This is a genomic window from Ruminococcoides bili, from assembly GCF_040093295.1.
Lineage (GTDB): Bacteria > Bacillota > Clostridia > Oscillospirales > Acutalibacteraceae > Ruminococcoides > Ruminococcoides intestinale_A.
The window spans coordinates 17,020-38,410 of the sequence record NZ_JBBNJY010000019.1; the positions used below are offsets into that span (position 1 = coordinate 17,020).

18 protein-coding genes are annotated in these 21,391 nt (G+C 38.2%); 7 read left to right on the forward strand and 11 right to left on the reverse strand.

The genetic code is table 11. The features are described from left to right. Positions 1–3: 3 nt before the first annotated feature. The 5 genes from AAAY30_RS07385 to AAAY30_RS07405 all read right to left on the reverse strand — a co-directional run bounded on the left by AAAY30_RS07385 (position 4) and on the right by AAAY30_RS07405 (position 2,580). On the reverse strand, positions 4–846 hold the full coding sequence (locus AAAY30_RS07385) for a ParB/RepB/Spo0J family partition protein (RefSeq protein WP_303248270.1): 843 nt from the start codon (positions 844–846) through the stop codon (positions 4–6). A gap of 17 nt (positions 847–863) precedes the next feature. Continuing rightward, on the reverse strand, positions 864–1,202 hold the full coding sequence (locus tag AAAY30_RS07390; RefSeq protein ID WP_117951189.1) for a plasmid mobilization relaxosome protein MobC: 339 nt from the start codon (positions 1,200–1,202) through the stop codon (positions 864–866). 245 nt (positions 1,203–1,447) lie between these two features. Then, a complete protein-coding gene (locus tag AAAY30_RS07395) occupies positions 1,448–1,789 on the reverse strand; it encodes a hypothetical protein (protein WP_302493705.1) in 342 nt (113 codons plus the stop codon). Beyond that, positions 1,776–2,090 carry a hypothetical protein gene (locus tag AAAY30_RS07400; protein ID WP_294439860.1) on the reverse strand — a complete coding sequence of 105 codons (315 nt, stop codon included), beginning with the start codon at positions 2,088–2,090 and terminating at the stop codon, positions 1,776–1,778. The genes AAAY30_RS07395 and AAAY30_RS07400 overlap by 14 nt, the downstream gene beginning before the upstream one ends. Before the next feature lie 109 nt (positions 2,091–2,199). Continuing rightward, the gene (locus tag AAAY30_RS07405) at positions 2,200–2,580 is read right to left on the reverse strand and encodes a cysteine-rich VLP domain-containing protein (protein ID WP_302493704.1); all 381 of its coding nucleotides are present in this window, start codon (positions 2,578–2,580) and stop codon (positions 2,200–2,202) included. 1,257 nt (positions 2,581–3,837) lie between these two features. Here AAAY30_RS07405 and AAAY30_RS07410 point away from each other — a divergent pair. The 7 genes from AAAY30_RS07410 to AAAY30_RS07440 all read left to right on the forward strand — a co-directional run bounded on the left by AAAY30_RS07410 (position 3,838) and on the right by AAAY30_RS07440 (position 16,020). Further along, positions 3,838–5,838, forward strand: coding sequence for a Druantia anti-phage system protein DruA (locus tag AAAY30_RS07410; RefSeq protein ID WP_302493703.1), 2,001 nt, complete (start codon positions 3,838–3,840; stop codon positions 5,836–5,838). Positions 5,839–5,848: 10 nt separating this feature from the next. Continuing rightward, positions 5,849–7,390: a hypothetical protein gene (locus AAAY30_RS07415; protein ID WP_499215800.1), complete on the forward strand. Its 1,542-nt coding sequence runs from the start codon at positions 5,849–5,851 to the stop codon at positions 7,388–7,390. 2 nt (positions 7,391–7,392) lie between these two features. Then, the gene (locus AAAY30_RS07420; RefSeq protein ID WP_302493702.1) at positions 7,393–8,862 is read left to right on the forward strand and encodes a hypothetical protein; all 1,470 of its coding nucleotides are present in this window, start codon (positions 7,393–7,395) and stop codon (positions 8,860–8,862) included. A gap of 5 nt (positions 8,863–8,867) precedes the next feature. Then, positions 8,868–13,433: a DNA translocase FtsK gene (locus tag AAAY30_RS07425; RefSeq protein WP_499215797.1), complete on the forward strand. Its 4,566-nt coding sequence runs from the start codon at positions 8,868–8,870 to the stop codon at positions 13,431–13,433. A gap of 13 nt (positions 13,434–13,446) precedes the next feature. Further along, entirely contained in the window at positions 13,447–14,136 is a 690-nt protein-coding gene (locus tag AAAY30_RS07430; protein WP_302193601.1) for a DNA/RNA nuclease SfsA, read from the forward strand. Positions 14,137–14,382: 246 nt separating this feature from the next. Beyond that, positions 14,383–15,684 carry an ATP-binding protein gene (locus tag AAAY30_RS07435; RefSeq protein WP_302193602.1) on the forward strand — a complete coding sequence of 434 codons (1,302 nt, stop codon included), beginning with the start codon at positions 14,383–14,385 and terminating at the stop codon, positions 15,682–15,684. A 93-nt stretch (positions 15,685–15,777) separates the two neighbouring features. Beyond that, positions 15,778–16,020 (forward strand): helix-turn-helix domain-containing protein, encoded by a 243-nt coding sequence (locus AAAY30_RS07440; RefSeq protein ID WP_302193603.1) that lies wholly within the window; start codon positions 15,778–15,780, stop codon positions 16,018–16,020. Positions 16,021–16,145: 125 nt separating this feature from the next. Here the strand turns inward: AAAY30_RS07440 and AAAY30_RS07445 are convergent, their stop codons facing one another. From AAAY30_RS07445 to AAAY30_RS07470, 6 genes are all read right to left on the reverse strand, one after another. Next, positions 16,146–16,646 (reverse strand): type I phosphoribosyltransferase, encoded by a 501-nt coding sequence (locus AAAY30_RS07445; RefSeq protein WP_302493700.1) that lies wholly within the window; start codon positions 16,644–16,646, stop codon positions 16,146–16,148. Then, the gene (locus AAAY30_RS07450) at positions 16,639–17,691 is read right to left on the reverse strand and encodes a hypothetical protein (protein ID WP_302493699.1); all 1,053 of its coding nucleotides are present in this window, start codon (positions 17,689–17,691) and stop codon (positions 16,639–16,641) included. Before AAAY30_RS07450 ends, AAAY30_RS07445 begins: the two co-directional genes overlap by 8 nt. Beyond that, positions 17,688–18,494, reverse strand: a complete 807-nt coding sequence (locus AAAY30_RS07455) for a radical SAM protein (RefSeq protein WP_302193606.1) — start codon at positions 18,492–18,494, stop codon at positions 17,688–17,690. Before AAAY30_RS07455 ends, AAAY30_RS07450 begins: the two co-directional genes overlap by 4 nt. A 97-nt stretch (positions 18,495–18,591) precedes the next feature. Beyond that, on the reverse strand, positions 18,592–18,813 hold the full coding sequence (locus AAAY30_RS07460) for a hypothetical protein (protein ID WP_302193607.1): 222 nt from the start codon (positions 18,811–18,813) through the stop codon (positions 18,592–18,594). Between the two features lie 60 nt (positions 18,814–18,873). Further along, entirely contained in the window at positions 18,874–19,929 is a 1,056-nt protein-coding gene (locus AAAY30_RS07465; protein WP_302493698.1) for a nuclease-related domain-containing protein, read from the reverse strand. A 38-nt stretch (positions 19,930–19,967) separates the two neighbouring features. Next, the gene (locus AAAY30_RS07470; RefSeq protein WP_499215796.1) at positions 19,968–21,365 is read right to left on the reverse strand and encodes a PIN domain-containing protein; all 1,398 of its coding nucleotides are present in this window, start codon (positions 21,363–21,365) and stop codon (positions 19,968–19,970) included. Positions 21,366–21,391: the final 26 nt, after the last annotated feature.

A 21,391-nucleotide genomic window follows, 5' to 3' on the forward strand; every position in this document is an offset into this window, starting at 1 on the left:
CTTTCACCTCGCTTCCCTGTTTCTGTTTCGGACACGGCGCTGATAGTCGGCTTGCGCCAGCTTCATCATTCGCCGTTGAACTTCCTGCGGACTGCATTTCGGAAAATATTTACTCAGCTCGTCATATTGAAAGCTGATTTTCTCTCGCTGATTGGGTTTGTCCTCCGAGATAATCTTCCCGATTGTTTCGCTGTCAAGTCTGCCCGATTGCGAAAGCTTTTTCATTTGGATAGCCTGTGATAGCGAGGGTGTTTTGTCCTCCAGCTCTATCGCTTCAAGCAAATCCTGCTGCTCATATTCATCGAGATAAGACAGCTCTACACCGACGCTGAAAGCAATACGCTCCTCGTCAACCATTTTCAAAAGCTGCGGTATGAGTTTAGTCAAACGGATGTATCGCTGCACCTGCCTTCCGCTGTCGGTTTCGGAAACAGTATCTCTTGACTTGTGGACGAGTTGTCCACAGGCTTTACCCTGATGACTTATCGCTTCCAGCTTCATCTTATAAGCGAACGCTTTTTCGCTCGGCAGGATATGCTCACGCTGTAGGTTAGCGTCAACCATAGCGATTACCGCTTCATCATCCGTCATTTCTCTGACAATCACGGGGATATTTTCAAGCCCGAGCTTGCGGCAGGCTTCCAAGCGGCGGTGACCTGAAATCAGTTCATAACCGCCGTCCGGCAACGGTCTGGCGAGCAAAGGCGTAATCGTTCCGACCTTGCCGGTACTCTCGACAATCTTTGCCATATCCTCATTGTCAGCCACGGTGAACGGATGATTACGGAACGGCTGTATTTCGTTTATGGGAATGCTTTGAACATTCTCTGTTGTTTGATATTTCAATAAGTGTTCTCCTTTCTCTACTTCCACTTGATCGGACTTTTCTCTGGTCGTAAAAACTCGCTCTCAATATTGCTGATAAAATACACCCAGCGTTTTATTTCACGCTCGACGGTATCCTTGTCAACCACACCGAGTTGGTACGACCTTTCCAAAAGCTTTTGTGCTGTGTGGATCATTTCGTTTAGTGAGTTTATCGCCTGAAAGAATCTGTCATCCGGTCGCTCTCTCGGCTCATAGCCTTTGATTAACATTCGGATGACGCTTGACTGCGGTAAGCCTGTCAATGCAACCTTTCTTCTGAATTCAGTTTCTTCCTCCGGTGTAAACCAAAATTGCTTTTTGATTCTGTTGCTCATTTCTTTCTCCTTCCTGTTTGGGGTATTAGGGTTCTCCCTAACAAGCTGCACTGCTTTTGCTCCGTTGGGAGTAAAAACAGTATGCTTGCTAAGCTTCGGCAACTACCGTTCAACTCCCCTGGGAGTATGAATGGTCTGCTTGCTAAGACTGTGCACAGTTACCGAAGCTTGCGTGTTTGGGAGTACAAACACACTGCTTGCTAAGATTTGTCATTCATTCTTGAACTGTCAACAAATCTGTCACGCTATTCTCGTTTTTCACTGCGCCGATAACGATAGAGCTCGATGATTCTCTTTCGGTTTGTCCGTCTGAAATGTACATCAATACCGTCACTGAAATACAGGTCGATACTAAATTTGTTAAGCAACTTCGTAACAGTATTCGGCGGCGTGACAGTATCGTTCATAGCGTTAAGCAGGTCTGTAGCCGTTCCGAGCCAGTGTGACTTATCAGCCATAAAATATCTCAGCCTTCCGAAAAAAGGATGCTCCTCGGTCAACTTCGGATAGCCTTCACGGTCAGGCTTTTGCATAGCTTCGGCTACAATCAAATCCGCTTTCAACTTAGCTTCATTATTCCTGTCCAATGACTTCCACCTTCTCGAGATAGATTTTGTTCAGACTACTTTCCGAATAAAAAAGTCGGAGCTTTGTACCGATCGGCATATAGTAAAATCCGAGGTAAGTCTGCCACCAGAAAATCGGTGTGATGATTTTCCTTCCGTCGTCGAGCGTGAGAAAAATGCGAATGGATTTCTTGTGTCCCTGCGCTTTCATTTCAAGCGTTCCTGTGAACTCTCCGACCTCCTCCATCATCTGATAGTCCGAAGTGTCGATCATCATTTCTCTCATCTCAATGAGCGAAAAAACCTTTGCGTTGTCGTTCATTTGGTTCTCCTTTCCACTTCCCGAAAAGAAAAATTTTCGCCGCCCATATAGGTAGGTGTGTTAAGGTAAACTTCTTCTTTTTCGGTTAGTTATTTTTTTATTTGTCTATTTAGTTATTTATATATAGGAGCTGCTTCTGCCGCTCACGCTGACGGCGCTTTCGTTCGGCTGCCTTCTGCCGCTTGATTCGTTCGGCGCACTTGTCGCAGTAGCGTTTGTTGCGAGCCTTGGAATAAAAGCGTGAGCCACAGCTTTGACAACGCTTGTAATCGTTGCCGCAGATCAGCACCCGATACAGTTCCTTGTCGAGAGGAAGCACAGCGTCCTTGAAATGGTTGCAGAAGATGTGGTATTTGGTAATCAACTGCACACAGGTATGCGTTTCTCCGTCGTCGAGCAACAGACAGTTGCCGTCCATACAGTTGCAGCACTCCCGCCTGACCAAGCGGCTGACCTTCCGAAACTGTCCTGCCTTAATTTCAATGAGCATTTGACCTCCTTTCCTGTCACGCTTAATAAGTCTGAAAATGCGATGGGTAATATAATTACTCTCCTTCGTGCGTTTCGTCGCTCAGAGGTCGCATTATGAGCGGCTCGTGAGCCTTAAAAAGCGTGACATCAAACTGTATGTTATGTGTCACACTGCCAAAGCGTACTTTCCTGACAGGCAATCCTGCTCGATGCTGTGCCGTCAGCCTTCCGGCTGCGCTCGCTCCGTAGAGGTCGTGGCGGTTTATCCTTCGCTTGGCAGCTATTCAGTTGTAGGTTTATTTCGGTGGGCATCACATCCTTTCTAAATATCCCTTCACCCTATACGCAAAAAAATCAGGGAAATTATAAGCCTTTTCAAAAAGTTTTTTGAAAATCTGCTTCTTTTACAAAAGGGCTCTTCGGTTTTGTTGATTATGCATTGTTGATTTTGCCCTCCATATATAAGGAAATGGGAAAGGTCAAAAGTAAACCCGAAATTCAATTTTTTTGAAACTCCCTTCATTATGTATGGAGTGGGAAGTCGTGTTTTTTAAGGTTGCACTCGGAATTTCGTCGCCCTGCACAAAATCGTGATCTTGGCTTTGTGCAATATTCGGTTTTGAGTTTTATCCCCTTCACTTGTTACCACTGGGAGAAGGCAAAATCGAACCCTAATCAGGAAACTTTTTTATCTTTGTTGTTTTACATAAATCAAGTGATCTGTTTTTGTACAATATTCAGTTTTTAATATCCCTTCACTATTACCCACTGAGAAGCGGATTTTGTTACCCCATTTTGAGAAAAAATTATTTCCTCTCACTTATACCTAATGAGAGAGGTCATTTTTGAAGTCTTTTTTGAAACTTTTTCAAAAGCCCTTCACTTATTTGGAATGGGAAGGGGTATTTTGCAACCCCAAGCTAAAATTTTATCCTCACTTGTTCATAAAAAGATGTATTCGATAAAGAATTATCCCCTCACCCTTAATGCAAAAAAGTCCTGCAAAATATACACCCTATCGAGAAAAATATTTATAAAAATATTTGCCCCTTCACCTATACCCAATGGGAGAGGTCGAATTTTAAGTCAATTTCCAAAATTTTTTGAAAAAAATAACACCTGCCTCGTTTAGCAAGTGTCTATTTGACATAATATTCATATTTTTTTCTGCTCATATTTGAACTGCCTTCATTTACGACTTTTTGTCAACTTAAATGTTGTACTCTGTCGAAAATATGTTATAATGATTATGAATAACTTTAATTATTTAGGGGAAATGAGCAAAATGAACCCGTTACATAATAACGAGCAACCCATAGCTATAGAATCTTTCACACCCAACTTGAATGAACTATTTAAGCAACGCTTCAGTAATTTATTAGTAAAATTAGATCACACGCTTTATTACAAGCGTGCCGCAATTATTCAAGAAGAATTAAGCTATATATATGATAATTATGATAATGATCTTGACGCGTTAAAATACTGTGCAACTCTAAGCGTATTGATTGATCTTTCTCAGCAGGGGTGGCTTTTGGATATCCAGGAAACTGGATTAACGCTAAAGATGGAAAACGATAATCTTGATGACAAAGCAAAAATCAGATATAGACTTAGTGCTGAACGTAACGCTCAGTTTAAGCAGGAAAGCGTAAAAGCCTTTATTAGAACGATGGAAACGGAAAAGACATATAACAATCACGATATATCTGTTAAGGTGTTGATTGGAGATAAGAATTTTCTCATAGATGCAATTAATAACAACAGAAGAATTTGTGATCCGTATATTCAACAGGTATCAAATCAACGTGATATTTTCACAGGTTATAAACTTTCTGATATTTGGAGATATTTTAGATACACCTGGTCTATTCCGTACAAAACAATGCCCGGCAGAAATTTATTCTATTTAGTGCGTGACAGATTACAGCCCTTTCACCCGGTAATTGGTATTTTCGCCTTGGGAAACTCTGTTTTAAATCTTACAGTCCGAGATGACGATATAGGTTGGACTGTAGATGCTATTAAACGGAATATGAATATACAAACCAACACTACAAGTTGTGAGAATACGGTTTCTGGTACTTTAGGAAAAAAAGTATCTGTTAGCATAAAATCCAAGCAAGAAACCGATTCTGCGTTTATGGTTCGTAGAGAACAGTACGCAAATAAGATTTACCCTTTATTATTATCAAACATTGATCGAGCTATTTCAGAAATATATGTTAAGGATTTGGGGTATCGACGTCAAACAAAACACCCGAAGCAGGAACAAATTGACAGTTTATTACAGCTCTCTGAAAAGTACTCAAAGCTCTCTCTAAACAACAGAAATCAAAAAGAAAACCCTAATTGGGAGCAGGAAGCAACCAGTAATCTTTTTACCAGAAAAAGAGCCGCAGAGCTAGCAAAGCTGCTTTCAACAAAAATGGTTTTCAACAGTGCCGTAGGTAACTCTAACGCTGAGAAGCTTCAATATTTATTATCTAACGAAACTGGACGAAAAGCGATTAATTCAGCATTAATTGCAAATCGAAAAACTAAAATAGGCTCAAATATGATGGATATCATAGTTTGTGGATCAATTCCTCCGTATAATGAATTATTAGGAGGAAAGCTTGTTAGCATTCTTGCTTGTAGTCCACGAGTGATAAAGGATTATACAGATAAATATAGTAAGCAAGTAAGTGAAATTGCTTCTAGAATGAAGGGTAGCCGTGTCATTAGAGATAGTAGCTTAGTTTATTTAGGAACTACTAGCTTATATGCTGTTGGCAGTAGCCAATATAATAGGATTAAGGTTCCAATCGAAAATGAATTCACACTTGAATATAGAAAAATGGGAATAACAGAGGGATATGGAACTGTGTACTTTTCCAAGGAAACAACTAATCTTTTTTCGCAAATACTTGAAATACAGGATGGTGGAAAACGAATAGGACACGTGTTTGGTGAAGGGACAAGCCCACGCTTTAGAATGATTAGTCGAGGCTTAAGCTCTCTGGGGATTAGAGCAGAAGCCTTTTTAAAGCATTATTCCCCAAGAATTGTATACTCTATTAATCTTGCAAAAAACACTGATAATTTTTTAATGGGCTTAGAGAATACCGCAGACTATTCCTTTGACATAAATGATAATGTCGACGTAAATAATAAAACTCAAGACCTAATTGATTTTTGGTATAACAGATGGTTATGTATGCGTCTTGAATCTGTAGATATTGTTTCAAGGCTTAACAAGTTTAAAAAATCTGATATTATGCTTGGCAGCATTTAAGGAGCTTAATATGGAGAATGTAAGTTTTATAAAAAAGCTAAATAGAGGCAAGAATTGCTATGCCGATCATATGAGCAGAGACGAGCTACAACTCATACACATAACCTCAAGGCTTGAATCAATCATTCCTGAGATGCTTGATAAAGGAAAGATTATTTTTCTAACCGGTAATCCCGGCGATGGAAAAACCTTTATCATCAAGGCTCTTGATGGAGTAATTAAGCATCACAATGCTTTTGTCGAAACAGATGCAAACAATCAGAGTGCATATGACGACCTAATTAATAACATCATTTCGTGTTACGATGAAGGACGTCCGGCTATAATAGCAATAAATGAATATCCTTTTCTTCAATTGCGTAAGCAAATGAAGGAGACTTCAACAATTATTTTCAACGAGATTATTGTTGCTAAAAAGAATGCAATAACATATGATACATCCTTTGATTTAAAAAACAGGATTGTAGTTATTGACCTCAACGAAAGAAACCTTTTAGACCCAGACAATCATATTATATCCACTCTGTTTGACCGCTTTATTGAGTTGTTGAGCTCACAAAGCAATCCTAGCAAAGCCCTTAGCTATAATCTCAAGGCACTAAGTATTCCCGAAATAAAGGATCAGGTATTATCGTTATTTCAGTTGGTCGCAACTGAGTGTGAGCATTTCGCTGTGCGAGATATTCTTGGAGCCTTTTCATTTTTTCTCACAGCCTGTGAAACTGATGACTATGAAAATGAAAGATATTATTCTACGATTTTCACAGGGGATAATATACTATTAAAAGCAATACAGCAATTTGATCCTATTTATTTGTCACTACCAGAATTAGACGAAAAGCTTTGGAATGGCGAAATCAGCTTAGGATGGATTATTGAAACACCCACACAATGGCCTTGTTCAAATGAGTTTGATGATAGTCCAGAGGAAGCGCTCGCTTGCTTTAAGGAGATAAAGCGTCGCTATTATTTCGAAAACGTTAAGGGCTTGGAGCTTGTACGACTTCAGCCCAGTGAAATAAACGAATGCGCACGCCTATTTACAAGCTATGACACTCAAAAGAAAAAGACAAAGGAGCGCTTTGTACGAGCAATAAACAAACTGTTCCTTCCTTCTCTTGATGACAAACATAAGTTGCATATCTGGACAACACATCGCTATGATATCAGCATATCTGCTCCGGTTGCTGTTTCGAGTAAGGCAGTTTACTCGAGCGAGCTAGAGCTATTAATGCCAAGACCTGCTGACTGGCTTAAGGGCTTAGAATATTTGCCCGATCATTTCATTCTACGTCCTAAAAATGCAACATCCCCCTCTCTTAGATTAGATATTGATTTTATTAGAACCCTGATTGCTGTAGAAAATGGTTATCCTATCAATCTTTTGGCATCTCATTTTGAACAAGCAGCCTCAAGATTTTTGAGGGAGCTTGACAGCAAGGGCTTTTCCGAAGAAAACGACGATGGCGAAATAATTATTGCAGATCGTAGCCAAAGCAGTTGCTTTAAAATGAATATACAGGACGATAAATATGGTTTCTCGGAGGATTAACAATGGCAGATACCTTAAAACGCATAAGTGAAACAATATGTACGGATTATCTTGGTTTTAAGCCAACTTCAAATTCAACAAAGCCCTCTCATATTGCTAATGGTCTTTTTCGAAATTGTACCGGAGAAATCTGCAACGTAAAGGATATACACAATTGGGTAATTAGCGATGATAGAAAGGATGCTATTCCATCTGAAAAAATAATCGAGGATTATCAGGATATCCTTCAAAAGGGCTATCAGGAGAATCCAACTGACATCAAGCAGTTTCGTCACTTTTTAGATGAAATATTTGATCAAGACAATGCGATGTATACTAACTACGAATTCTCTGTAATGGCTATTTCGTCACATTGGATGATAAAAAAGCGTGTCGCTTCTGAAGCAGGGATTGGTGAATTTCTCTTTGAAATATTGTCGAAGAAAATAAACGGAAAACGTTCTCCACTGATAAAACTGCTTCAAGAAACCTTAGCATATGATAAGGATGATATTACAAAGCTTGTAAAGCCAATAATTGCGCTTCCTTCAAAGGAAGCACGGGTTGAACACTGCGAGCCTACATATATAGATGATATAGAAAGTGCTTGGGATTCCTGCAAGGAAACGATCCGAAATGGCTTTGACCAATTAGCGCAAAACCTTATTCATATTGGCGAAAGCAGTAATGCTCTTGTTACTCTACAGAGAATAGTTAATTATTCTATTTTTGCTACTCTTTTTTATCTTACACATTGCGTATCAACAGTTTCTGAGGCTCCAAGAGTTCCCATTATTCTAGATGCCAACGGTAATCTTGAATCTATAAAAAAGGCAAGTGAGCAAGCGTTCTCAGCCTCGAAAAAAGCTGTTGAAGTATATTTTCAACGTATTATTAGAATAATAATCTCTCAGGAAATAAGCACTGATACAAAAGAGGCTTGCTTAGATTGGATAGCTTCAATGAGTCTTTCACAAAAACGAGAAGAAAAGGTTAAGCCAGCAATAACAAGCTACTTTGAAAGCTTTGTAGCTGAGGAGCAATCAAAAATATCAGCCTTAGCAAAGGCTCTACAAATAGCCTTGTTTACCTTTGAATACAAATCTAATTCTCCTTCAGACTTTTGTAGAGTTTTAGGTATTCGGTGCGGTTTAGTCGGCCCAAAGGGAAATAGAGCAAGCAAAAGATATCTTCCGAATAGCTTCACGCTCGAAAACATTACCCTAAGCGTATTAAATCCATCAGAATTAGATGACGGAATAGAAATTAAGGATTTGGAAAAGCGCCTACAGAAATGCTACAATATTATAATAGGCGCAGATGCTGAAAATGCATATAAGCTGTTAGAAAGCTTTAATATTGCTCAATCAACACCGGGTGATTTAAGAGGAGATTTATGCCGAAATGCTAGAGCATTCGGGAATACTTATATTTCCTTAGGCTTAGGGAAGCAGTATGCTGACGGTGTTACACTAATAGGACGGGGGCTTTAATAACTATGAAAACAATGCTATTAACTAAGGTACTTATTGAACAGGTTAATACCAAGGCAGCCTCTGAAGAATACGGAATATCCATAGTTAATATTCCTGACTTTGATTACAAAGCGTTCGTTAACGGCTTATCCTCATCAAGGCATATTTCCATTTTCTTTCTTGGCTTTTCTGGAACACAAAGCAAATCCTTAATTGCTGAATTGCCTGAGAAAACAGAAGCCATTTCATATGCCTTTACCGCAGAGGAGGCTGAGCTTTCACGAAACAGCGGAGATGAAAGTGTCTTTAGAATACTAATCATAAAAAGAACTGAAATGGAAAAAATATCCTCCCTGAGGTGGTTTCCAGAATTAACCCTTGAAGCTATATACAAGGCTAGCTGTAAATATGCCAAAAAAAAGCTTGCAAACACAAATGCGGTTATTGATTCATTGATTAGAGCGCTTTCCAGCAAGCAGGTTAGAAGCATATTGAGCTTTGAACGTGTTATTGAATACCTCGAGCTACTAATTATCTTCCCAGAAAATGAATTACCTAAGCTAATTAAGGACAATTATTATAAATTAGGGCTTTGTTCTGATAATTCGCTAACCAACAACAATCCCTCAAGAGATGTATTGATTAAAAAAATACAACGAAACTATAGAGTTGTCGAAAAAATGAATAGCCTTGATCAATCGGAAAGACAAGGAATAACGAACTATTACACAAGACAAAATATTGATAAGCAATTACCTAGACTTATTCTAAGGTTTTATAACACCAAGGACATCGAGCTGTTAAAGCATATGGAGCTTGAAAAGGTCGAGGAATGCTTAAAGGCTGTCAATAGAAGCAAAATTGAGCCAGATAACAAAAAGAAGCCAAAGCAGAGCAAACTCAATACAACAGCCTTAGCGGCACAACTTGTATTTGATGATAATCAAGCACAAATAGACGACGCCTTAAAGGCTATTAAGGAAGAAACCGACAAGGAGGAAAAGCATACAAAAAGAGAGAAAAAGACCTATAGTGTTGACGGAAAAGCCTCTCAGTTTATTATTGAACCTACAACAGAATACATTGCTAAAAGCCTTACAGAAGAAACCCAATATGGCGGAATCATATACGCAGAGGTAGATACACCTGAGGACGGACTAAAGAACATTTCTAAGTACAAGTTTGAAGGACTTACAGAGGCATATCTTTCCGTTGTAAGGGAAAAGCTGGACAGAATAAATGATTTACTAGAGGACGGTCAAGCTATATCAGAAAAACTAAAGCTATACTTACAGGCTCGTAGTCGAATAGCACCATTTAGGCAAAGACTTCAGGATGCGCCAATGCTACAGGTCTTAGCTCAATATAACCTTTTTTCTGATTATATTAAAGCATATGAGTATTTACTTCAAGCAATTGATGACGATTTTCCAAAGATTTGGCAACTGGCACCCTCAAGAGCAAAGGAAATAATTAATATCTTAATTTCACTAGATTACGTTTATATCGTTGGCTCAAAAAACCTCCACGCTATACCAACACCCTTGCATCCGCTCTATTTATGGAAATATATTGAGCTTGCAAAAGAAATTCTTATGAGCAAGGGTATTAACAGCTTGGGAGAGGGTGGACTTTCAGAGGATGAAAAAGCCTTTATTATCCGCAAGGCTGATGATATACCGGATCCCTTATCAGTAATCCTGATACCCGAAACTATAATAAAGGGTTATTCTACCTTCCTACCGTTATCTGGCAGATTAGGTATGCTACCGATATATTCTAGCAAGCCGCAAATTAATCAAAGCGAAAGCGGGTTAGATTCGCTTAAGCAGCAAATCACCAGATATCTTTGCTTATATCCGCACGCTGGTCTTATGCTGAAGCTTGCAATTATTGATCCTCCTTCAGTTGAAAGCGTTGTAGGTATGTTAAAGGCTCTTGATAAGGATAAGGAGTTTAATGTTCTCGGTATTGAGCTATCTATTTTTCGAACGAAAAGCGTATCTGAGGATTGGATTGAAATTGAAGATAAATCCATTAATGATGGAATGTTGGCAAAGGTTAAGGGCGAAAGGAGCCTAAGCTTCAGATTAAATATTGACAACAAGGCGAAGCCTTACGATAGAATTATTAATGAGCTTTCTCAGGAGCAGCACCTTCTTGTTATTTTTGATCCAAATGAGGTTAAGGTCGAAACCAGACAGAATAATAAGCTATTGCACATTCATCCATTATGCGTTCCAAAGGTATACACTTATGACGCTATTGACGAGAAGGTCGAGATAAGTCCTGCAAACGAGGGAGGCTTGTTCTCAACCTATTCAAAAATAATTGAACGTCTTAACGAACACCCTTCTTCCTTTAGTCATACAGGAACCTATTTTCATACACCTTTAAAAAAATCGACTTATGACAGCTTATTAAATAAGGCGGATTGGTTAGTAATCCTTGACCAAAGCCTAAAAAGCTGGGATGCTTCGTTACGAGCTGCTAGCGAAAAGCTATATTATAAAGAGAATAGCTATAGATCGATTGGTATTTATTCAAACAACAGCTTAAAATTCATTCGTGGTTATGATACTCTTGTAAAGGATTTAGGAAATTATCTTCCAAAAGAAAAGGGAATTCAAGAAATTATCGAAGCTACACGTGAGGTCAATGACGAAGGCTTGCTGAGTATCATCTCTCATTCTACCAACAAAATCTTTGACCAAAATCACGGTAAAGGAAGCCTTGGAAGCGCAATAGCTGCTATTATCTATAAGGGAAAGAATCCAAACAGCATATTGGTAGGCCTAGATACTCAGCTTGCTAAGGAATGGCTGTCAGAAAGAGATGACGGACACCTACCTGATCTCATCGGAATAAATCTCTCGGATGAATCACAGTCTGACGTTACTGTTGATATTATTGAGGTTAAAACCTATAAAGCCTTTGAGATCGATGAAGGTCACAAAACAATTAAAGGTGATGCGGTTAATCAAGTTTCTGTTATTGAAGCATTAATACTTGAAATGTTCAGTAAGACAGAAAAAATCACTACCGTATCCAGACGTGAAATTCTTCGAGAGCAGGTTTATGACGCTCTATTCCAAGCAAGTTTTTCACCAAAAATCAAACGAGAGTATGTTGTGCAATTAAATGATTTATTTGCAGGGAAGCTTTCTGTTTGTATAAATATGAATATTTACTATGTGAATTTTAACGAGGAGCTGAGCGCCTACAAGCAATTATATAAAGGTGCTGGTTGCTACAAGGGTAAGAATTATTATTTAACTACCTTAGGTAGTCAGATAATTCAAGCAATTGTATCAAACTCATCCTTTAGCTTGTCGATGCTTGAAGAAAAAGAAGCACAAACAACAATTCAGCTAAATCAAGCAAATTACGAAAATAACTCCACAATAGCTGATGAAGCCGATGAAATTGAGAAAAAAGCAAAGAAAACTCAATCCCCATCTGAATCCGATATAAAAGAGAGCAATCAAGCTGAGCTGGATAAAAAAGCCAATCATCGGATTCTTGAAGAAAAATGCGCTCGAATGAATAAGGTTTTAAGGGATTTTAATATTCACGCTTTTCCTGTAACTGTTGATAAGGTACAAGAAGCAACACGTTTTACACGGTTTAAAATTGAATTAAAATCTGGAGAAACTATCCGTTCGTTACTGAAGGCTAAGGAGGATATCGGAATTCAGCTTGAAGCTAATGGAGAAATACTAATTGAGCACATTAAGGGAACAAAATATATCTCAGTAGATGTTCCTTTTGTAACAAATAATAGTATTATTAGCCTAAATGAGCACTTAGAGCTACTGAAAAGCACTAGTGGTTATCTCAATGTAATTGCTGGACAAGCGCCTGATGGCAGCTTTGAGATAATTGATATAGCTGATGCGCCTCATATGCTGATCGCAGGCACCACAGGCTCTGGCAAAACCGTATTTCTTCAAAGTATTTTAGTAAGCTTACTAAAACAATTCAGTAAGGATGAGCTAGAGGTTCTCATTATTGATCCAAAACAGACGGATTTTGTTTTCTTTGAGGATATTCCACATTTGTATGGCGGAAATATAGTGGTTGATGCCGAGGAAGCATTAGAGAAAATAACGCAGATTAATGAAAAAGACAAGGAAGTGCGAACCAAAGCTCTGCGCTCCTGTAAAAGTAAAAACATCGAATCTTATAATTCAAAGAATCCCGATAACAAGCTAAAGCGTCTTGTAGTTATAATTGATGAATATTCGGACTTGATACAAGCCGCTGAAATGCTTGGAACACGTAAGGAATTTGAAAAAACCTTGTTAATGCTTCTCCAGAGAGTAAGGAGCCTCGGCATTCACTTTATTATTGCCACTCAGCGTCCTTCTGCACAGATTGTTACTGGTGCCTTGAAAGCGGTTATTCCCTTCAGAGTATCCTTTAGGCTTCCTTCCCATACAGATTCGCAAACCATACTTGATATGTCCGGCGCTGAAAATCTTCTCGGAAAAGGTGATATGTTGATGGTGACTGAAACAGACACAAAACGTTTACAGGGCTTATATATTACCGAAAATGAACTTGAGGAGTTTTTAAGCACTCTGTAAGGAGATGATGAAAATGCCCACATTGGGCAAAGATAGATTCGTTTCTGGAATCTTTAAGCGTGAGCTAAAAAATAGATTTCTATGCGAGGTTGCAATTAATAATCAGGATAATATCTGCTATGTTCCTTCATCCTGTCACTTAAGTAATTTTTTATCCTTAGAAAACAAAAAGGTAATACTAATTCCAACAAGCTCAAAAAACACACGGACTCAGTATTCCTTACTAGCTTTACCATACAAAAGAAGCTTTATCCTATTGAATTCCTCGCTTGCAAATAAAGCCATTGAGAATTCTATAAATAAAAGACGCTTTTCCTTCCTTGGAAAAAGGAAGACGATTCAAAAAGAAAAACACTTAGAAAATTATAAGGCTGATTTTATAATTAAAGATTCTCAGACGATCCTTGAAATTAAGAGCTTAATCACGACTGATAAAGAAGCTATTTTTCCTACGGTATATTCCGAAAGAGCGTTAAACCAGTATAAACAGCTTTTCTCTTTGATGGACAAGGGTTATTCTGTTTATTACTTTATCGTCTCATTAAACCCATATGTAAAGGTCATACGGATAAATAAGAAATCTGAGTTTTACAGCTATTATTGTGTTGGAAAAACCAAAGGAATCAATTTTAAGGCTTTCTCTTGTAGATTAGTGGATAAAACTCCCTTTATAGATAAAGAAATTCCCATCATTGAGCAGTAATTTACTTTATTAAGGGCTTCAAGTATATAATTACACATATGGGAGAATATTTATTCAAACCACGTTTTATTTTCAATTTCGTTCATTTAGTAAGGTGAGTGGTAGATTAATTTATTCATTGAAAACTTCAATAACAAATAAGTGAAATTCTCAATGAAAATATTGACTTTTTTATTCTCATCACGTATAATTTAATTGAGAAGTTGAATAATATGTAAGTGAAGCTCTCAATAGGAGTTGTTGTTAATGGAAATAAAACGTGATTCATATTTATCTCAGCTAAAATCGTTCGCTTGGGATGGTCAGGTCAAAGTCATAACTGGTATTCGCCGTTGCGGTAAGTCCTATCTCCTTCGTACTATTTATAGGAATTATCTGTACGAGCAAGGTGTAAAGCCAGAACAGATCATTACTGTCGAACTCGACCTTGCAAGAGATATTCGTTATCGTAACCCGCTGGAGCTTGCTTCATATGTAAGGAGCATTGCCGAGGGCAAAAGCGAACAATACTATCTCTTTGTGGACGAGATTCAGATGTCCGACGAAGTTCCAAATCCGTACAATCCCGATGGAGCAAAGATACGTTTTTACGATGCTCTTAACGACCTTAAGGAACTTTCAAACTTAGATGTGTATGTTACAGGCAGTAATTCAAAGATGCTGTCAAGCGATATTCTCTCAGAATTTAGAGGTCGAAGCGATGAAATAAGAGTACACCCGTTATCATTTGCAGAATATTATTCGGCAGCAGGCGGTGACAAAACCGACGCTTTCTTTGATTATGCTCTCTACGGAGGAATGCCTCTTATACTCTCGCGTCCTGACGACGAAGCAAAAATGAGCTATCTGCAATCGCTTTTTTCAGAGGTATATATCAAAGATATTGTTGATAGAAAAAAGATCAAAAGAGAAGATGTATTATCAGGCATTTTAGATTTGCTCTGCTCGTCTGTCGGCTCTCTTACTAATCCCTCCAAGATTGCTAACTCAATGAATTCTGTTCAGAAGCGAAGCGGAGAAAGTGTCGTTTCCACCAATACAGTCAGTTCATATATCAATCACTTAGAGGATGCTTTCTTATTCAACGAGTGCAAGCGATATGATGTAAAAGGAAGGTCATATTTTGACTACCCAAACAAGTATTACTGTGAGGATGTAGGCTTGCGAAACGCCCGTATCGGCTTCCGACAAAACGAAATGACGCACATAATGGAAAACATCGTCTATAACGAATTGACTATTCGCCGTTGTTACATTGATATCGGTATCGTGTATTCTACGGAGAAAAACAAATCCGGTAATCGTCAAAATGTAGCAAGAGAAATAGATTTTATAGCTACAAAGGGCGGCAAGAAAATATATATTCAATCCGCCTACGCTATGGAAACCGAGGATAAAATCATCACTGAATCTAAACCCCTTTCCCTAACTGGAGATTCATTCCCTAAGATAATAGTCCGACAGGATATCCGCAAAAGATGGTATGATGATAACGGGTTCCTCAATATTGGTATCATTGATTTTCTTCTTGATAAGTCGTTGTTTTAATATTGTGGAAGTTCTAAGGTTTACCATTCATTCCTGTTTACACTCTTTTTATCTCTTAGCTTTTGTTATCATATATGATAACAAATTTTCGAGGTGGTTTATATCAAAACAAGCGATGATATTGTTAAAAAGCGTCAGGCGATAATATCTAAAATGGTTCAGGTAAGGCTCGAAAAAGGACTTTCTCAAATGGAACTAGCTAAACTCACCGGTATGCATCGATCAAATATCTGTCGTATAGAAAGTGGTCGTCATAATATCTCGATTGATACTTTAATCAGAGTATTTGATGCGCTTGGAAAAGATGTTTCGATTAAACTCAAAGACAAAGGATAAGGTTTCAATCAAAGCTATCTAAAAAAGATTCTTGCAACAATTATACACTTATTTCTTCCAAAATCAAAAAGCTGATGTAATCCAATACGGACTGCATCAGCCTTTTTGTTTCAAGGATATGTTTCTTAGATTAGGTTAAACAACCGCATTGTCGTATCCGGTCCCTTGCCACCTTCTTGTTTCTTTATGTTGCTGCCGACAAAAGAATTTTTAGAAACTCTTACGGTATATAGCTGATCCTGGAAAAACGGTACAGCTTTTTCATTAATCACACAAGAGGCTATAAGCGTGTCGGGTTCAAGGATAGGCTTAATTGTGGAGCCTGTGTTGATGACAGAATCCGCAACAATGACATACTTTGTTTGAGGTCGGATATATTGCTCCTTTTTAGGATCAAAAAGTTGAAACTTACAGCCAAGGCCAAAGTAAATTCCCTGTGCAAAGAATATACTGCCACGCATCATAGCTACTACCGTAGTATCCATAGGTTCAACGGGAAGATAAGCGGACAGCAATCTTCCAAGCTCTATATGTGCTTTTGCAAGTTCAGGACCTGAAATGCCTGAGTTCGACTTTGTAATCTCGATTAACCGCTTTATTTGTTCTGTATGCTCAAGTTCAAACAAATGTCAATCCCTCCAAATCCTTTCCTTTTAATGAACGGCTAACCTCGCCGTTCGACTTTGTTTTCAAAAAACCTTTATCTGCCTGCTTGAGCATATAGTAATCATTCATTCCATCACCATATGCAATCACAGTATATCCTGCTTTCTGCAGATGCTTAGTGATATACAATTTGGTTTCAGCAGACATTTCTGCCCCGTCAAAGCAAGGAATAGCCAATATATGCGAGATGTATTTCCAGATGGTTTCATTGCCGGAAGTCAGGATATATGCAGGAGTGTGTATCTGATTTAATATCTGACGATTGAACTCAATTGCCGTACACTTTAAGTCAGGGCATATATAATCATCAAATTTCTTGCGTTGCTTCCACGCCTGATAACCTGTGTAAAAATTCCCGTCATATAAATGTGTTGAATAGCCAAGAATCTTGCTACTTGTATCTTCAACGGTAATAGTTTTATCGCCGTCCAAAAGATAGACAGTACCAACAGGTGTGTGTCCGATTATTTTATCTGCACATTCCTTTGCGTATTCTGCGCAACTGTACCCATCTTTAATGGCTTTAATAAATTCAATAACCTGTGACACATCTTCAAAAGTATTAGTGGGCGGATTGTCCACAACATAAAAATCTTTATTGTGCTTATGACAATACTCACGCAAGCCATAAATCTCACGGCTTTGCCATTTCTCAACATCATAGTGGACGTACTTTTGATTTTTGGGAGAGTTTTTGATTCGATTTCTTAATACCGCCGGCTCTATATATAAGTACAAGTAGACATCATACATATTGCCTTCTTCTTCGGTGAAAGCTATGGTGTCTCCAAAAGCATAGTGCCCGTCCATTATAAAGTCTTTTTTAGAAAGCATAATATTGGCTACTGCTTTTCGGTCTTGCTCACGAATATGCTCCGGCTGTTTGTCGAAATCCGGATCGTATTCACGGAGAAGCTTACTGCCTACAAGAACCTCGATAAAGTCAATCCGATCCAAAATATGTGTTTTGCCTGATGTGGGCATTCCGTATAAACCAATCCTCATAGCGTCTCCTTATAGCAATAATTTCGGTCAAACTGTAAGTTAATCTTTTCCAACTCCCAAAAGGTCATACTGCTTGAGCCTAAGGGAGGTAAATCAATACAGTTGCCGCAATAATATACTTTACCGTTAGCAAAGAAATAGTTATTTGTGCCTGCGCCGCATTGACCGCCGTACATTGTGCAATCCTTTCCGCCGCGTCTGACAGGAATATATTTCTCTGCATATGCAAGAAAATCTCGATACTGCTTCAATGTGATTCCGTATTTACCTATCATACGTGAAAAAGTTACTCTTGTACCGTACTTTGAAAAGAATGCGATAATTTTATCGGCATTTTCAAGGCTTTCTTTGCCGACAGTGGCGTTAAATGTGGGATAATGACCTGTGATGCTTTTATAATACTCCACATTGGAAACTGCGCTGTCAAAAGAGTTGCAACGGTAATAATCGTGTAGTTCCTTGTTTCCGTCTATCGAAAATCCGACATTAATATGATGATCTTCTAAAAATCGAATATCATCATCCGGAAGGCGAATCGTGCCATTTGTGATAGTGTATGCGCTGATGAAAGGATTGTCTTCGATGTATTTGATGTAGCTTTTCAAAAGCTCCCAATCTAAAAAACCTTCTCCGTTGCCGACAAAACCGATTTTAAATTTCTTCGTAGCATACGCCTTAACATTATCAAGAATTTCAAAGACATTCATATCGGAGGATTCGATTTTGCCCTTCTCTCTAAAGTGGCAATAACGACAGGCAAGATTACAGCGGTTATTGATTGATATACATATTCTGTTTATCACTTCTCAACCTCCTAAATTGGATTGCCGCAATCCGCAACCAAGTCTACGTCTGATTACGGATTGCGTTCCATTAGTTATTAGTTATGCGTTTTCAAGATTAAAGATAGTTGTGCAACCAGTCAGGCATATCGGGATCGTCCTTCTTCCAAGAATCCACTGCCTTTTCATCGGTTTCCCAACTGTTTTCGTGACCGTCAAAGAACTTCTGACGATGGCACTTGTATTTTACTACTTCGTCACCCTCGTCACGGTATTCGTTGTGGTAGTAATTTTGTTTGCCGTAACCTTTCCATTCATTTGTGGCATAAATGTTTTTCATAAAGACCATCCTTTCGTGTATTGAAGTTATGTATGATAAGAATCAGGCACTTTCCGATTCTCAACGTGTGCTTTTTAACAAGGCGTTGATTCCAAATGCAGCTATATTTAATACTGCGATACCAACCGAAGCAGCAGCTACTCCTCTTCTAAATTTTGACGGACGAAAGATATGAACGGTCTCGTTCTCGTCATTTTTTGCTTGAAGCGATTCCTTTGCCTGAACTTCATCAATTTCGGCATCGGCAGTTTTCTCTTCTTTGGAACATTCAAGCGTCGCCATCAAGGTAGCGAAATTCAACTTGAAGTCGTCCATATTTACGGGCATTTGAAACGGCTCCTTACACTTGGCATCTTCAACAGCCGTAACCATTGTTCCGATATTTTCATCCGAGTACCAATTGTCACTTTGGAATTTATCGATATATGTCGGGAGGTAGTTGCTTCCACAAACCTTCAAACGATAATACTTGTTTTCAACGTCGATTCGGGGATTAGTAAATGTAACTATATTAAAAATCTTAACAAATCCTAACCCTGCTGTATCAAGCGCTTTTTTAAGCATTGTATATCGGTCATACATTTTATCAGCAATATTGCAATCATAATGCATTGATTGACCTGTTCGGTAAAAACCACCTTCTTCATCAATAAAAATATTCTTTTTACTGTTTTTTATCTCAATAATGAATACTGCACGATGAGTAAATACAATCGCATCAATCTCTGTGCGCTTGCCGTCATATTCAAGTTCGACGTTGCGAAGAATTGCGTTATAACAGCTTAGGCTCTCTAAAGCATTAAATACTATTTGTTCGCCCTTGAAACCAGAGATCTCTGCTGTGATTTCGCCACTGATTTTTTTACTTGAGTTCAAAAACTTGTGTAGCTCGTGATCGGCAACTCCACCGCACTCTGTGTTTATCATCTTGAGATGATCACTTGCATCCCATAAGCGAAGCTTTGCTTCGTCAGCGTGTTCGTCATTAAAAGTAAGGCGTACAATCTCACTTTGGAGCTTCAACAACTCAGGAAGATACTCTTCTTTAGTGTAGCTCTCTTTAGAGAATGCTGTCATCTGGTCAAGGATTTCATTTACTCTGTTCTGAATTGTCATAAATATTACCTCCTAAAAATGTATAATAAAAATTCTGATTAATCACTGTTTTCCGACTTTTTTTGAATATATTTGGTAATATAATCGAAATAATAACCAGCACTATGTCCATCAACATCAATAATACGATAATCAATACCGTGATCAATTAATATTTCACAGCATTGCTTATACTTCATATAACCCTTTACTCTGCCATATTCATCTTGTAACTCTTTTAGTCTAAACGCAACTTTTATCAAAGCTGTAAATCCATTACTATCTTGTTGGTTCAAAATAATGTCTTTATGAGCACAAAGAGTCTCAACATAACTCACTAATCCGCTACGAGCCGCTACCATTAGCGGCATATTGCCTTCGTTTTGCTGACGAACCATCTTTAACGAAAATGGATTACGACTACCAGCGTTTGGATCCGCACCACATTCCTGTAAAATGAAATCAAAAAGCTTTTTTCGTTTTTGTTGTATTGCTATGGTTAAAGGTGGGAAAAAGTTTCCTGAGCTCTCACGCTGATTAATATCAGCGCCGTTCTCACAAAGCCATTTTATTTTGGCTATCGCCTCTTCATCTGAGAGTTTTTTGTTAGCAAGAGTGGAAGTGATTAATGTTTTTCCGTTTGGTAAATATGCTCTCATATTTACCCCTTTTTGTTTTTCGTAATTACTGGTTGCTCTGTCAATTTGATATAAGCCCATCATATTCTGAACGCTATACCGTCCCTGCATAAATTCAGACAACCTAATAATAGAAATATCGGAATTAATTTTTTGTTTTGCCTTAAAGCCTTTATCGTTTGTGATGATGTGAATCTTGCAGTTGTAGTCTTTTACTATAGTTTTTGCAACATCAATAATACGATCATCGTGATTCCCGAATATTCGCCTATCTGTCTCGATTGTGATAATTTGAGGGTTCTCACTGATTAAGTTTACTACTTTGGCAATTTCCTTTTCCTGAAGCATAGTGCGGTATTTTTTTCTATACTCCAGTTCAGTGATTACGATATCGGGAACAAATACTTTATGGTATTTAGGTTTATCCCCGCCTAATAGTTCTTCAATTATCCTCGGATTATTCTCAATGGCGTTAGTATCCGGAATAGCATAAGTGGAAATGTTAATATAATTATCAAAGAACTGTTCAAGCTCTTCTTTATACTTCTTGGCAAGAGCTTTGTTATAATTCTTGCTATTTGAATTAAGTTCTGGCTTTTCCTCAAAGTCCAAGTATTTCAAACAAAGTGCATACAGTTCAGCATATCTCTCGATATCAACTACGTCGCCTTTTTCTAATTTTGAGATAACTGATGGAGTACAATTAAGTTTTTCTGCCATTTCCTTCTGAGTTATGTTGGATTCTTCATGGATAACTTTAAGTTTTCTCCCGTAAAATTCACGCTCCTCTTTGCCACCGTATATATTACTCTTAGCCATTTTTATCACTCCTTTGTAAAGTGTCT